The following is a 17608-nucleotide window of genomic DNA, read 5'->3' as shown; positions in this document are numbered from 1 at the left end:
TACTGTTTTAAAAGATCAATTTAAATTTTGTACCAAGAGAAAAATTAAACAACTTATCCTCCGGCGAAAATCCTAAAGTCAGCGACACCATTATTAAACTATAAGGAATATAATACAACCCAGTTCCATAAGCTGCATGCCATTTTTTAGATGTTTCTCCCTTTTGCCAAACTTTTCCCAGATCATAGAAGCCCATCATTCCTACATCACCCGGAAGCAGATAGGATTGTGATTTAAATAATTTCAATCTTAGTTCTGTACTTGCATAAGCAATCGACGACCCAGAGAACCTTCCTTTTCTATATCCTCTTAAAAAATTATTTGCTCCCATATTTAACGCCTGAAAATATTCATATTGTTTACTGAATATGTGGCCGCCACCAAAACGTAAAACAGCTCCTACTCTTCCCGGATCTTTAATACTGGCATAAATCGTCATATCGGAAGTTATTTTAGTAAGGGCATGAGCATTTTTATTTAGTCCTCGTAAGGAAGAGAATTCCGTAAACCAGGTAATGCCACGTGTAGGAAAAATTTCGCTATTGAGATAACTAATATCAAGCTTTACTTTTCCTCCCAAAAATTGTTTTACCCCATAAATACTTACAGAGTCGCTGCCAATAATAGCAGGATCAGCCAAAATTCGTTTTTCATTGTCCTCGTATTTGCTCCAATATTGATAATAGCTCGGGCCAATTGAAAATTGAAAAATATCATTATATCGCCTCCTGATAAGAAGATCCGTTTCAAAATATTTATATCGAACTCTGTAATATTCCAATGGCTTACTCTTATCAAACACAGATTGATTTCCGAAGCCGAAAAAGTTACTTAATGTAGGATTTACCAATTGAGAATGAATAACAATATCTTCTTTCGAAATCACTTTATTGAATACACCATCATACCTTATTTGATAAGCTCCTTCATGTGGAGCAAATAGCGTTACAAACTTTTGATCAGTAGCAAATGGCACTTTTCTAAACCCATACGTTTTCCTGGCAAAACCAAAACCAATAAGGATCTTATCTTCGTCATTATATCCCAGGTCTATTTGCGGAAAACTTGTTTTTGGGTACTGAAAGCCTGTACTCTTATACTCATTTATTGCCGGATCAGAAGAGAACTCCTTGTTTGTCCTTCTCAGATTGATCGCAGCATTTTTTTCTGTAGAAAGATCATACACAAGGTTTTGTACATTCCCTTTAAGATCAAAAGTATCATTCCCTCTGCCCCCAATTATTCGCACTTTTATTTTTGACGAAACATCTTCATCTATTTCAAACTTATCATTATCATTCAACCCATACAACCGTAGTTCTTTTGTAACATTATCTTCAAAAACCCTATTGTACATTACAGAAGCAGAATCCAAATCAGTTAATTTTTTATAAACTGTAAGTTGCAGACCATCGGGAGATTTTTTTATATGAAAGTATTCTGATTTATTACTACCGGTTACGGACACTTGCTTTGATATAAATGTATAATATTTAAGCGCACTTTTTAACAAGTCATCTCGTCTGCTTTTAAGCTTCTCTGCAATACTCGCTGCATTGAGCAATGCAACAGAGGTAGGGAATTTAGCCACCGCATTATCGATAACCTGATCGGTAAGTTCATGTTGAAAATTTACAATGATCTTTTCCCATGCGTTCTTATCAAGATTATTCATAAAAAAACGATCAAAATCCCTGGCTACATAATTAAAGCCATTAATGTCTTTGATTTTCTTTTTAAAGCCTTGCAGAAAAGGCATCTGACTTCTGGATAGGTACCCAAGTAATAGACCGTTGGAATTAAAAAAAGCCTGATCTCTGTCTTTAGGCACCGGGTAATATAATTTACCTTGCCCTGTGTCAGCAGTCCCCCATTTCCACTGATCAGCATGTCTGTCGAAATCTCCAACTAACATATCGAGCAACCTTGCATTCAGTACTTTTTCCTGATCAATATGATGGTCATTATCCTCCAACATTTTGTTCACTACTTTATTGGTACTTTTCGTATCAACAAATCCTGCCCCGGGATCCCGGTTTTCCAGCATTGCTACTGTATTCGCAAACATCCCTCTGTATTGTCCCAATGCAGGATCATCTGGTACAAAAAAGAATTCAGGATCTGGCGTAATTACATTTACCGCCATTGCTAGTTCCCTTACTACCAATGGAGCATACGGATGACTTGCAGATATCATATCCTGCACAATCCAGTGCGCCAATGTACCCCTTAAATTGGTCGGCAATGCTTTTTCTGGGTCTTTGTCAACTGACCTTAATGTCCATTCCGTCCCATTTTTATCAGTCAGTCGTAATGATTTTGTTTGTTTACCACCTCCTAAACTTTTTATAGTAAGTCCCCCTTTTTCTTTACGAATATTAAACTCTTTAAACGTAACAGGAGCACTCCACTCTTTGCGATAATTGGCACCTAAAAAAGTTTTTCTGAATCCTACTTTAGCTTTATACCTGTCACTGGCAGAAATAACAACACTGTCTTTAAATTTATATTCCACCTCACGGGTTGTATCTGCAACAGGCAATGGTATTTTTGAAAAATCAAGAATCAATTTGGTGTAATCCATCTTTGCAGAATCACCATCTACCAGATAAACATTGGCCTGCACATTTTTATTTTTTGATATTTCCAGCGTGACAAATCCCGACTTTGCAGAAGCGTATAAACTCTTTTTATTTTTAGATACCCGTGTATTCTTACTACCGCTACCGCTAACAATATAATTGTATCCACTATCTTGTATCAATTGCAAAGAATGATCATGACCGGAAGCGTAAATTACATTTGGATGTCCTTTTACTACGTTTTCGATTTCATTGATCATAGCCTGATAAAGCGGATGCTTCAGATCTTGAATAGTGCCAAATACCGCCCTGGTTAAAGGATAAACAGAACCTAATACAGGCAGAGGAATATATAATTTTGGGATTGCATCTGTAAAAGGAAAAATATGTTGCTTGATAGTAAAATAACCGCCATGTGGACTATAACTTCTAAAAGTATGATGAAAAGCAAGTATTACTAATTTTTGAGAATTTCTTGAAAGTATATCATCTAACTGAACAAGTACCTCTGCTTTTGTTTTATAGGGACAATCTGACTCAATGCCGGGTTTATCATTTAACTGCAACCACCACTGACTATCCATTGTCACCAATGTAATATCTTTATTTATCTTGATCTCTTCAGGGCCGGGACAACCGTCACGTGGAAACATTGCTACGTTTTTATTCCCTAAAAAATCAATATAAGCTTGCTCTCTTAAAATTGATTCATATCCTTTAGAACCGCCATTTGCCCAATCATGATTACCTGGCACAAAATACACTTTTGCGTCGCTTGAACCGGCAATTTGCACCTGCGAATCTAATGGAGCTTTTGCCATACTGAAATTGGGCAAACTATTATCCGGAAAACCGGGTTTGTATAAATTGTCTCCTAAAAAAACAATGGTAGTTTTTTCATCAAGCTGTATACTCCTTTTCACAGCTGATACCACAGGATGCCTTCCATTGGTCAGCTGACCGGCATCGCCTATCAAAATTATTCTTGCCTGAATACTATCCTGTGCAAGTCCAATGGCTTGAAACAAAAAAAGGGTCAATAAAACTATCCCTGTCTTTCTCATAGAACTTTCTTTTTGTTTTTAATGATTAAAATGTTCGCAACACCTGTCTCATGCGATTCATTAGAAATGATCATTTCTCCGGATGGTGTAAATGCAATCCCCTCCGCCTGTTTATATATCTTCGGGTCAAGCTCAAAAAGTTCCTTGAACACACCTTTTCTGTCGGCAACTATTATTAAATGATTGATGGAAGACAAAATATAAAGCTCATTAGTTAAAGGATTTATCGCAGCCGCTGAAGGTCTTAATTTTAATTTTTTAATTCCTGTCTTGGCTTCGATGGGCCGAACGTCAATAATAAAAACTGATGGCGTATAGGTCTGTGTGGCGATATCATAACTCCAGGCAGTTAGTGTCTTACTATTATCATCTTCGCAACTCTTGCATAGCAATATCAATTGCCGCAGACTATCATCATAATACATGGATTCAAATTCGTTCGTTTTTTTACTGGCATCCGGAAACTTAGACATGTTTGTAATAATGGAATCATTTCCTCCAAATCTTACAGATTCTACATCTCCATTGCTTATCAAAACATAAAAAATACTATCATGTAAAACCACATCTTCAAAGTCATGCTTTTTATCAAAACGCCATTTTTTAACTGCAGTTTGTTTGGTGAGATAAATTTTATAAAAAAGTCCATCCTCATCTTCTATGGCAAAAACTGATGTATCAGAGGGATTATAAACAATTCCCGAGATCTCAGCCAGCGCTTCAGGCAATTTTATGATGACAGGATTGAGTAAATCGTATCGAGAGGAGTCTCCTTGAATGATCTTCTTTTTTTGCGTTTTACACGACAAAAGCAAACAAACAAGAATAAGGGCATAATTTAATTGCCTGATAAATGACATAGATTAAGTAATTACAATAAGGTGATTGAAGCTTATACCGAACGATCAGAATTGGTATAGGATTAACGGTAAAAGTACCCTCAATTGAGGCGTTGATTGTTACACAATCTTTTAAAAGAATTACATTATTCACATGTTTGACTCTCATCTGTATGTTACAGCATACAGTAAATTTCTTAGAAGTTCTTTTGTTCTGAAAGCCCAAACAGATCATTAGTTTTAAGAATAATCTGTCATTTTAAATTTATATGGTCAAAAGATAATCAATACTATAATTAAACTCATTCATAAATGATCGATAGAAATAATGAACAAATCAGACCAATGGCCGAAACCAATTTAGTGGTTTGTATTGATTCCAACTCCTTGTTATTCATCAAAAAAAGAATAATTCCACAAGCAAAATCTTTTATATATTAATTTATATAATTTGTATACAATAAAATGATTATCAGATACTTAACGTTAGTTATTTATTTTTTGCCTGAATAATTATTATACATCGTTTATATAAGTTGTATCGCTATAGTAGCTATGTAATTTTGAGTATTGAGTGCTTTGTCCAGAATGGTTCATTTCCTTGAAAATGTATTTATCCAACTGTAAGATCTTGCCTCATTTTAAATTTAATTTAAAGCAGCCATGTGTAAAATGAAGAGATCGATGCTTCGTCAATATACCAGTTTCTTACTTGTTTCAATATTGGTTACAACAATCTCCCTGACGAATTTACAGGCACAGGATTCGCTTAAAAATCTTCCAGAATTAAGTTTACCGCTGTTGAACAATAAACTGGTCATAGCACATTGCATGACGCATATTATCCGCTATCAGGGGTATAGTTTTGAAGATGGATGTAACGCCACTTATTACCCTACTACTAACAATGCTTCTTCTTCTATAGGAGGCTATACCCAGGTTAATGTTATGGCCGACCAATACCTGAAAGATTCTACCCTGGATCAGGCCGTTGAGTTTGAAATGCGAACAGCCAAAAGGTGTGGAATTGACGGATTTCAATTTTATTACCCTATTACCAATACCAGTTGGGATAATATCATTAAAGCGTACTTCCGAGTGGCCGACCTCAAAAACATTGACTTCAAATTCACTTTTGCTTTTTCCCATCCTTCAGGTGGCAATGAAGATTCGAAGATTGCAACCTACGCCTCAAGAATAAATGGTATTATGAATGTAGTAGGTAAAAACAATTCACATTGGTTAAGAACACCGGATGGAAGATTGATCGTGTACATGTGGTACGGAGAACAATTGGCAACCATTCCATCTAATCTTGCCGGTTATCCAAAACAATTTTACGAAGCCAGGGCTTACAGAAAACTAGCTAATGCTGTTGGAGAAAAATTTGCATGTGTGTATTCTATCAATGAGAATATCAGCAGTTCTACATTAAATGCTTACCTGGATTATTTTCCTGCAGTATGGATGTGGACACAGGCTTATGCCACTTCAAATCTGGACGCAATGGTAGCCACTCAATGTTCAACAAGAAACAGAACATATACAGCTACTGCATTCCCTGACTTTTACACTTCAAAAGTGTTGCAGCCCGGTACATGGAATATTTTGAGCGTTGCAGGTGCTGTATCGGCAGGAACCAGCAAAATAGAACGTAAACATATGGTAATGGGATTATCGCAAACGTTCAGAAAACAATTGGAATTTGCCGTTGCTAAAAATTCACCTATTATAAATATTGTGACCTGGAATGATTATCCCGAAGGACATCATCTGGCGCCTGAAATAAATCACAATTATGGTTTCTCCGTTTTATTGCAGTATTATAAAAGTTTGTGGAAAGCGCAGCCATCCCCATACGCAGACAGAGATGTTGCGATTGCTTTTTTCAAGAAGTACAAGAGAACTGCTGTTCCTTCTCCTTATAATGTATCTTCCATCAACCTCGGAAATACTACCAATGTAAATACAGAGGATTCTGTAGAGGTTGTTACTATTTTACCCGCCTCAGGTCAATTAGTAGTAAATGATTCTACTGTAAATGTACCAGCAGGGCTTAGTTCTCAAAGATTCAGATCACAACCCGGAGCTGTTAATGTGGCTATTTACAGAAATGGAATTAAAACAAAAAGTTTTCAAACTCCAGAATGGATCACCAATAATCCAGTAAGGACAGATAAGCTTACCTATACTTTTGACACAGAATATTCAAATTTTCATAAAGATATTTTTGGAAATACTTTTCCGATATTTTCCAGCCAATATAACCCAACCCCGATCACAGTACCACTTCGATTGACTCAGTTTTCAGCAATTAATAAAAACAATGTGGCGCAACTACAATGGCAGACTGCTACTGAAATAAATACCGCCTATTTTAATGTACAACGAAGTGCCGGAACCGCTCTCGCCTTCTCAACCATTGCCAAGGTAAATGCAAGTGGTAACAGCAGCAACAGTAAAAACTATTCACTTACTGATAATGTATCCGGGATCAGCAGCAATAAGATATACTACCGCTTACAAATCATCGATATTAATGGAGCTACTTCTTACAGTGAAATAAAAAACATTTCACTTGTAAGAGTGTCTTCTTTATCTGTTTCTCCAAATCCTGCCAGAAGAATGGTAACTGTGCTGGGCAGCGATTTAAGAAGGGTGAGCATCACAGATATTAACGGAAGAACCTTATTGACCAGGGACAGGGTTGCAAACGATAGTGTTGTGATCAATATCTCAAAATTTGCCGCAGGAGTATACATTGTATTAGGACAAGATAAACACGATAATATTCAATCACAAAGTTTGATAATAAAAGATTAACAGATCACTATTTAAGTACTGCTAGCTCAGAACTAGCTGTACCAGGAAACTAATTTAGAATTTAATAGATTAAATTATATTGCCGGTCTATTGAAACAAAACGATAATAATTGCTTTATATGAAGAATACCTCTCCCCTTTTTTTATACAAAAGTTTATTTCAACTTTCTATGAAATATCGTCATTACTTTTTAGTGTTGACTTGTATCACACTCGTGAGTCTTAGTTCAAAGCTTGATGCACAAACGCCTTGTTCTGCCAGATTAATAGCAAACACTGGCTTTACATATACTGGTGGAGGCGTAGAACCCCCACGTTGGGATATGAGCCAAACAAACGCCGGAGGTTTTATTATAGATCAAACTTCTTATGCTTATTTACCATCGGGAAATTTTTCTAATCAAAATGTAGATTGGCAAAATGCAAATAATAACCTGAACAATACCCGCCAATATGCAATTGTAAAAAACCCTAAAGACCTCAGTCCTCAATATGCTGATATTCCAACAGATGGTATGATCGTCATTAATCCAAAGCAAGGGCAAAATGATCAATACGGACAATTTTCAATAGCAAACCTGCAACCATTACAAACCTATTATGTAGAAATAAAATTTCATAATGTGATAGCACTTAACCCAAGAGGCCCAGGTAATAATTGTTATTCATGGTGTAACTGGAATAGTGAACTAAATATTTTATGGGAAGGAAATGGTAACAATGCACACGATGGTCAAAATGCTATGACATGGACAGGAACAAACGGAAGCAATAGTGCCAGTGGTAATTGGGATGGCTGGAGTAACCAGGTATCGAATTGGATGTGGGTAACGCCTGCAGGAGCTACAGCGGTAATGAAAGGTCAAATGACATTAGGAAGTGCTACCACCGGTTTTACATTTACTTTCTTAAAAAAAGATGGCTCCAATACAAATCCAATTGTACTGGGGATAGACTATATCAAAATATACGGATGCCAGCAGGAAGCAATTAATGTATCGGGGGGGACTAACAGTGTTTGTGAAGGAACAGACATTACTTTAACTGCTCAGGGACTAGGCTCTGCAGGCTCTTCTTATACTTGGTATAAAGATGGCAATGTTTTACCAGGCAGAAATTCAGATACGTTGAATATTGTTTCTGCTATTGGAATAGGAACGAATGTTGTATACAAAGCAGTTGGAGAATGGTCAAATCAAAGTGTAACATTAACTTCTAAACTCTGTTGCAGCAGTGTTGGTGGAACGAGCGATGAAGTAATAAGGCAAAGCTTTGATGGACTTGCTTATACCTGCCCTACAGGAGGCACACCAGATGGCTCAAGACATGGAGGGTATGCAGATATACCCGGAAAAAACGTTACTAATTTTATTGATGGAACCTATAGTTATGCTGGTACTGGTTGTAATAGTTTAAATGACGGACAATATGCTGTGGTACAAAGTTCTTATGCCGGTAATTTTTGGCAAAATCGTCCTGAAGTAAAAGACCATACTGGTGTTGCTGGTAGCGGTAGTTTATTTATCAATGCGATCGGTGGTGTTGGGCAAGCATTTTATAAATTTAATTTGACTGGCCTTTGTAACGGAACCAGGTATGAGTTTTCCGCATGGTATGCTTCTCTTGCTACTGGGGCTGAAACAAAACCCAATATAGAATTTGATGTAATGAATGGTTCAACCGTAGTTGCATCCACAACTACCGGAACAATTCCCGAAAATTCAAAATGGTATCAGGCAACAGTAACATTTGTAACACCAACAACCGGCACGCCTACCTATACATTACAGTTAGTGAATCTGATCACTGGCTCCAGCGGTAATGATCTGATGATCGATGATATTGTTGTAAAAAAATGTACTCCATTTATTAATCTATATCAGGATGGTACTAAAAATTCTGAATTGGATGTATGTAATGATAATCCTGTAAGCTTAAAGATCAACACTTATTATGATCTGCCACTAGCCATTACCGGTAGTTCTTCCGGAACTGTTTACTATCAATGGATGAAATCCACATCACCTACCGGTCCATGGACATTGCTCGGAACTCCGGAAACAACGGGCACTTATTCAGCAACCCCCACAACAACTACAACTTATTATAGAGCAAAAGTATCATCTGATTATACCAGAGCATCTAACGGTAATGCTCCATTAGCAGCTGAGTGTGGTAATGACGGGATCACCACTTCTTTTAAATTAACTAAAGGAGGAAATTTCACTATTCCTGCTGCAACAGGCACTACAGCTTATTGCCCGGGCAATACAATGACATTAAACGGTAATTCAGGCACCGGCGATCAGTGGGAATGGAGAAAAGGAACTTCATTTGCTGCTGCCACAGTTCTTACTGGTTATGCATATAGTACTGATGTTGCAAAAAAAGTATTCAGTAAAACTTTTGCCTCTGGAGATGAAGGCAATTATTATTTCGTGGTAAAAGAAGCAAGTGGCTGCGAAACTTATTCTATGTTAACAGTAACATTGAATCCTTCTGTAACCATCACACCTGCCACAAAAGCTGCAGACGTTTGTTTAAAAAACAGCTCACAAACATCTACCTTAACTTATACAGCAACGGGTACACCAACAAACTATACTATTACATGGGATGCCGCTGCACTTTCAGCTGGTTTTGTTAACGTATCTAGTACAACATTAACAGCAAGCCCACTATCTATTAATGTACCTGCAAATGCAGCAGCAGCTACTTATACAGGAACAATAGCAGTAACAAAAACTGGAAATTGCCCGAGCACGGGAACTACTTTTACCCTAACGGTAAATTCATTGCCAACACCAACATTTACCGCAGCTCCGGCAGCAGACATTTGTGCAGGAGGATCTGCGACTTATACAACACAAGCGGGGCAATCGAATTATGTGTGGAGTATACCGGGCACATCTGGAACTGACTATACCATTACAAGCGGTGGCGTAGGAGCAACAAGCAATACAGTAACCATAACCTGGAAAACTGCAGGCAGTAAAACTGTTACTGTGAACTATAGCAGCAATGGTTGTCCTGGTGCAACCGCAGCAAGTAATACTTTTACAGTTAATGCTTTACCTACACCAACATTCACCACAGCCCCTTCTTCTAGTGTATGCGTAGGCGGTAGTGCAACATATACCACTCAAAGTGGACAATCAAATTATGTATGGAGTATCCCGGGTACTGCGGGTACTGATTACGATATTACAAATGGCGGCACAGGCTCTACCAGTAATACAGTAACGGTAACCTGGAAAACAGCCGGCAGCAAAACTGTTACAGTGAACTACAGCAGTAATAGTTGTGCTGGAGCAACAGCAGCTACAAATACTGTTACAGTAAACGCATTACCAACACCTACATTCATCAATCCTCCGACGGATATATGTGTAAATAATAGTGTTATATATACCACACAATCAGGACAATCTAATTATGTCTGGACTGTACCTGGAATATCAGGAACTGACTATACTATTACAAGTGGTGGTGTAGGAACAACAAGCAATACTGTAACAATAACCTGGAAAACAGCCGGTAGTAAAACTGTTACAGTGAACTACAGCAGTAATAGTTGTGCTGGAGCAACAGCAGCTACAAGCACAATAACTATAAATGATATTGGTGCTCCTAATATTTCATGTGGCACGTCAACGAATAATTCAGTAGCGTTTAATTGGGTAGCAATGTCCGGCGCTACATCATATACTATCAGCCATACCATCAATGGAGGAGCCGCAATCAATGACCCTTCAACAACCGGAACTACTTTCAACGTTGCTTCATTAAATCCCGGTGACGAAGTTAATATTACTGTTACTCCAACCGGCAATGCATCAACATGTTTTAAATCTGCTTCGTTTAAATGTACAGCAACATCCTGCCCTGCTTTACCGGCACATCCACCTACTCCAGATATTACTGAATGTAATAATGCTACTGTAAATTATAGCTACACAGCTTCTGCAGGTGGCACTATTACCTGGACAAATTCTAATACAGCAATAGGTTTAAGCGCTTCCGGGGCAGGTACAGGAAATACTCTTAACCTCAGTTTTACAGGAACCAACAGCGGTTCAACACCAGTAACCGCCAAAATAAGAACCATTACCACATACGGCCAATGCAGTTACCCTGATAGTTTTAATATTACAATAACTCCCGGCGCTGTTGTCACATTAACATCAGCTGCAGCAACTAACGCACAAACTGTTTGTAATAACAAAGCTATTTCTGATATCACTTATTCTATCACAGGAACAGGTAACAATGCTTCTGTTTCGGGCTTACCTACAGGAGTGACCGGTACATTTAATGCAGGAGTTATCTCCATTTCAGGAACACCGACTCAAAATGGTGTATTTAATTATACGGTAACGGCAACGGGTACATGTAGTAATGGAACTGCTACCGGCAGTATCACTGTTACTGCTTTACCAGTAATCAGTGGCATTACACCAACAAACCCTACTTCATGTGGTGGTAATAACGGAAGTTTTACAATTACCGGCCTTACTCCTGCTACTTCATACACAGTTAATTTTATTGCAGATGGAATTCCTCAGGCAGCACAGGTGTTAACTTCAAATGGAGCAGGCAATATAGTAGTAGGCTCTTTGAAACAAGGCAGCTATACCGGCATCACAGTTACGATAGCAGGAGGATGTGTTTCAAATCAAGCTACCACTTCCCTATCTGACCCAAGTGTTTTCTCTCCGATTGCCAGCAGCAATCAGCCTTGTGTAGGCTTCGCTTTAAATCTGTCATCTACAACAAGTTCAGACCCTACGGCAACATATACCTGGACAGGGCCTAACGGATATACTGCATCGGGAGCAACACCTACGATCACAAATACAACAATAGGTATGAGTGGTGTATATAGTGTAAAAGCAACTGTTGCAGGCTGCTCTTCATCAAGCAGCGTTACAGTTACGATCAATTCCGCACCAAACGCTCCTACGGGATCGGGTGCTCCAATATGTGGTTCGGGATCAGTGACATTAAATGCTACACTTTCCGGAAATCCGTCTGACATATTAAAATGGTATAGTGATGCTACTTTAACAACACAAGTTGCAACAGGTACAAGTTTCTCTACTCCATCTTTAACTTCTACTACAGATTATTTTGTAACTGAAACAAATAGTGCTTCCTGTGTGAGCGCTTCTACTAAAGTAACTGCAACGATCAGTTCAATACCAAATGCACCAACAGGAAAAGATGCAGACAGATGTAGCGCAGGCGTAGTAACTATTGGAGCTACTCCTTCTAATGGAGCAAACACCATTAAATGGTATAGCAATGCAGGATTAACAACGCAGGTTGGTACTGGTTCGAGTTTCACCACTCCTTCCATCAGCAATACAACTTCTTATTATGCAACTGAGACTAATACAGCAGGATGTACAAGCACTACTGCTACCAAAGTTACTGCATCCATTAATCAGGTTCCACCAGCACCAATCACGTCAGATGTAAAATATTGTTTAAATGATATAGCAACTCCGTTAACTGCAACCGGAACAAACCTGGCCTGGTACGATTTTGCAGGAAACAGTAATTCAACTGCCCCTACCCCAACAACTAATAAGGGAGGAACCGCCACCTATTTTGTTACTTCTTCTAACGGCACATGCGAAAGCGAAAAAGTACAAATAAAAGTGTTTGTAAATAATGTTTCGGCTTATGCCGGAGGTCCGATATTAAGAGTAGACCAGGGAATACCTACTCAAATAAACGGTAAAGCAACAGGTGATAACATTACCATTTCTTGGTCATCGAATCTTTATCTTAATAGCACCAGCATTGCAAATCCAATCATAACTGCATTAACGGATAATATTTATACGATGACGGTAAGATCAACAGATGGTTGTGTTGCAACAGATGATCTTCAAGTGAAAGTGCTCAAAAGTGTTGGAATTCCAAATGCTTTTTCGCCTAATAAAGATGGAATAAACGACACTTGGATCATAGAAAACCTCGAAGATTATCCGGCTGCATCTGTGAGCATATTTAATCGATACGGACAAATGATCTTTGAATCATTATCTGGAGGATATACAAGTACCCCATGGGATGGCATGTACAAGGGGAATCCGGTTCCGGTAGGTACTTACTACTACATTATTAAATTGCAGCAAAACAAACCGGCAATCAGTGGTTCAATTTCTGTGATCAGATAAAAATAAAAACAGCAACAGGCTCTATCAAATGACATAGCGTAAAATATTATATCCAATATCTGTAAAAAACTATCGAATAAATTACATGATGATGGACTGTTGTACATAGCCTGCGATCTGATCGTGGGCTATGTGCTGTTTACAATAAATTGTCTCATGTGCAAATCAGCATTCAAAAATGAAAAAAAATATTTGCCTTATTTTTACCCTAACCATACTTGGATTCAATATTCAGGCACAAAACATAACCCTACCTTCTGATTCAGCGTCAATAGTATTCACCAATCTTATCCAGTCCAATAATATGTCTTTAGTCGTAAACAACGATGTTAACGCTGAGGCATACACTGTATCTGCAAATATCAATGGAACTCCATGCAGAAAAATCCCCGCAGGAAAATTTATGTATATCACCTGCAATCGTAGTTTTATCCCTACCAGTCAAACAAATCTTTTAATTGCTATAACTTATTATGCAAACAGCAATAACAATATCTGGTTCAACTATAACAGTATTGTAAATAATTATCAGGGAGCTGATTTTTCAAAAACGAAGACCAATCAATGGGTGACCACCATTGTTGCAATCACCGATGCCGCATTAAAAGGTGTTATGAATAGTGGAGGGGATTTCAGGCTCGGCTTTAATGCGGAAGATAATTATATAAAGCAAATCATTGTATACAAGGGTGTGCTGGATCCATCATCACAAAGCATTCCATCAAAACCAGACAGCACTATTTCTGCATTTAGAAATAAATCATTTGCCGGATATCAGATATGGCATAAAGCAGGCACCACTAACACAGACTGGATACATTGGTCGTATGGAGTGTTGCCTGCTGCCGGCTTCCTCACAAATGAGAACATCGCAAGTTTCCCGGATATTTCGGAATATCCCGACTCTGTTTTGTATACAACTAATTTTGCAAATCTTGGAAATGGGAAAGCTACAAAATTGTATAATGATGCCGATGCCACGATCATTAACAGGCAAATGAACTGGCTTCAAAAAGCGGGGTTAGACGGAGTGGCTATTCAAAGATTTGTAGGCCCAATTGGCAAAACAATTACGATTACTCCTACATCACATTTAAGCAATGTTAAAAATGCATGTGAAGCAACGGGAAGATTATTTTACATCTGTTATGATTTAAATGGGACAGATGCCAGCATTGTACAGCGAATAAGAATGGACTGGGTATATGAAATTGAGCAAATGAGAGCATTAACTACTTCTCCCAATTATGCTACGGTAAATGGTAAACCTGTAGTAGAGATATGGGGTGTAGGATATGATATCGGTGCAACTAAACAACAGTGCATCGACATGATACATTTCCTGCAAAGCCGCGGCTGCTATGTGATCGGTGGTGTTCCTCGTGGCTGGAGAACAAATTCGGAAGGCGCTTTACCTGATTTTACAGAAGTATATAATACATTAGATGCAATTTCCCCATGGACAGTAGGGGTCTACAATGATATCAACGGAGCCAATAATTATCTCAGCGAAAAAATGATCGCAGATAAATCATACTGTGATCAAAATGGCAAAGATTATCTACCGGTAGTTTTCCCCGGAAGCGGAAACTGGCTTAGCGCCAACGGGTCTTTTTCACAAACAGACAGAGCTGGTGGAAATTTACTTTGGCAACAAGTATTAAATGCAAAATCAATCGGGCTTACAAGTGTATATTATGCTATGCTGGATGAATTTGAAGAAAGCACTAATCTCATAAACGGAGCAGTTGATTATTTCGATATTCCTACCGATCAATATTTTGAGACCTTTGCTAAAGATGGTGTATGGACTTCTTCCAATTATTATTTACGGCTGGCCGCTACCGCTTCTAAAATGCTTCGTGGTGACGTTCCCGTTACGACAACAATCCCACTCGCCTATTCACTCGGTCCTATATATTACAGAAACAGTGCAGAGAGCCGAACCACTGTGTATAATATGAATGGTGCCACAGCAACAAAAACTTTAAAGATAGATCCTTGTTTTTATAACCCTGCTGTTTTTACAAGTACTAACGTTACCAATCCCTCTGTTGCTATTGTAAACGAACCTGCATTCGCTAAAAGTGGTATCTATAGTATAAAAATAAATGGCACTTCAAATTCTATTGTCTCATCTAAATACTTTTATAAAATAGCGGATGTAAAAATTCCGGTAAAAAATAATATGCAGCTCAGCTTTTGGAAATACAGCATAAATACTTTGGGACAATACACATCGGTTGATCTATTATTTAAATCTGGCAAAACATTGCATAGCTTGATCTCATATAAAGACAATAATGGCAACGCATTGACCCCGGCTTTCCCGAGAGGAACTATTGGAAGCTGGCAAAAATTTACTTGCCAGATCGGTAAAGGAGAATTGATCGATGATACGATTACGGGACTATTAATTGCATATGACAACCCTGTATCCGGCAGTAACTTCACCGCATACTTTGATGATATTATTATTGAAGATGTAATCGATACAATATCACTCTCCGCCTCTTATGGAAATTCTCCATGGCCAATACCCGGGAAGATAGAAGCTGAAGATTATAATTACGGAGGAGAAGGGATCGCTTACCACGACTACAACAGTACAAATGATGGCGGACAGTACCGAATAACCGAAGGAGTTGACATAGAAAGCTGTGGAGAAGGTGGATACAATGTAGGTTATACAAATGATAATGAATGGATGGATTATGCTGTTAATGTATTGGTTCCGGGAACTTATAATTTACAAATACGTTACGCCTCTCCTTCATCTGATAGTAGAATTCATATTGAGTTAAACGGCATTAATATTTCCGGCTCACTTACATTGTCCGGCACTGGCAATTGGCAAGTATATCAAACAGCAAATGTTACCACTCCTCTATTAACAACAGGCAAGCAAATCATGCGTATTGTTTTTGAAAAAGGAAATTCCAATATTAACTTCGTAAATTTTAATCTGATCAATTGGATCTCCTGCCCTAATTCTAACACCGTTTTAATAGCGGGTAATTTTAAAACTGGTGATACATATCAATGGCAGATAAATACCGGTTCAGGTTTTACTGACCTAACTAATAATTTGCTTTATTCCGGCGTAAACACAGATACATTGACATTGCAAAACGCATCAAGTTCAATGTATGGCAATTTGTATAGATGCAGGATCAATAATAATACTTCTGGAATAACCTATAGCACTCCTTACCTATTAAGATTTATTGAAACATGGACAGGAGCAGCCGGCACACCTCTCTGGGAAACTGCAGGTAACTGGAGTTGTAATACAGTACCTGATGAAAATACAGACGTAATAATAAATTCCGGAAATGTTATTTTAAACTCTACTACAACAGTAAGAAGTTTTTATGTTAGTGATGGAGCAATATTTAATATTAAAAGCGGACACAAGCTCACAATTAAATAGAAAAAAGATCTTTTCATTGTGTTATTTAATATTTAATCCCTTAATGCTACATATATGATAAATTATTTAATTCATTTTTAACAAATTGATTATCATCTATTTAAGTATAAGCTATTTTGTTTTTTAGTAGCAATTTTCTATATATAGTTTATATAAATTGGGGCTCCTCTTCATGTTTAGTTATTTTGTTATAAATAAATCGGTTGCCATCAGAGACTTTTTAATTGTGATGATCTCAATTAATTTTCAATAAAAGCTATTGCCAAATTTTTTCAATCTTTTATTATCAGATTAAATTTTTATCGAACGACAAAGGCATAGCATCAGGAAAATTGATGGATTTATTTTAAACAGCTCTTACGAAATAAACAAAGCAATTACAGACATATTAAAAACTGTCAGTGTATCTTTTTTCATATAGAAATACAAGCAATAGTGAAGCCTGTTGTTTCCACAATGGGCTTCTTTTTTAACAAACCAAATTCATCAACTGATTATATTTTTTCATGCAAGCCTAGTAATAGTGACCTGGCGTTTCTACGCCAGGCCTTTTTATTAGCAGCTAACATGCATATTTATTTCATGCCTGCATAATTTAAGTAAGCCAGTTGTTTTCAAGCAGGCTTTTTCATTAAGTATATAACATAAAAAAGGTAGTCCCAAGACTTCATCTTCGGAC

Annotated in this window: 5 protein-coding genes; 3 read left to right on the top strand and 2 right to left on the bottom strand. The window is 37.6% G+C overall.

Going from position 1 to position 17608, the window contains the following annotated elements:
* Positions 1-7: 7 nt before the first annotated feature.
* Both LK994_RS10695 and LK994_RS10690 read right to left on the bottom strand, forming a co-directional pair.
* Positions 8-3646, bottom strand: a complete 3639-nt coding sequence (locus LK994_RS10695; RefSeq protein WP_229760070.1) for a metallophosphoesterase — start codon at positions 3644-3646, stop codon at positions 8-10.
* The gene (locus LK994_RS10690; RefSeq protein ID WP_229760069.1) at positions 3643-4506 is read right to left on the bottom strand and encodes an SdiA-regulated domain-containing protein; all 864 of its coding nucleotides are present in this window, start codon (positions 4504-4506) and stop codon (positions 3643-3645) included. Before LK994_RS10690 ends, LK994_RS10695 begins: the two co-directional genes overlap by 4 nt.
* Before the next feature lie 651 nt (positions 4507-5157).
* On the opposite strand from LK994_RS10690, the gene LK994_RS10685 reads away from it, so the two are divergent.
* The 3 genes from LK994_RS10685 to LK994_RS10675 all read left to right on the top strand — a co-directional run bounded on the left by LK994_RS10685 (position 5158) and on the right by LK994_RS10675 (position 16929).
* The gene (locus LK994_RS10685) at positions 5158-7308 is read left to right on the top strand and encodes an endo-1,3-alpha-glucanase family glycosylhydrolase (RefSeq protein ID WP_229760068.1); all 2151 of its coding nucleotides are present in this window, start codon (positions 5158-5160) and stop codon (positions 7306-7308) included.
* 119 nt (positions 7309-7427) lie between these two features.
* A complete protein-coding gene (locus LK994_RS10680; protein WP_229760067.1) occupies positions 7428-13496 on the top strand; it encodes an Ig-like domain-containing protein in 6069 nt (2022 codons plus the stop codon).
* A gap of 178 nt (positions 13497-13674) precedes the next feature.
* Positions 13675-16929, top strand: a complete 3255-nt coding sequence (locus LK994_RS10675) for a carbohydrate-binding protein (RefSeq protein ID WP_229760066.1) — start codon at positions 13675-13677, stop codon at positions 16927-16929.
* The last annotated feature ends 679 nt before the right edge of the window (positions 16930-17608 follow it).

Source organism: Ferruginibacter lapsinanis (genome assembly GCF_020783315.1).
GTDB lineage: Bacteria > Bacteroidota > Bacteroidia > Chitinophagales > Chitinophagaceae > Ferruginibacter > Ferruginibacter lapsinanis.
Note: the sequence above shows the minus strand (reverse complement) of the source record. Positions and strands in the feature narration are given on the sequence as shown.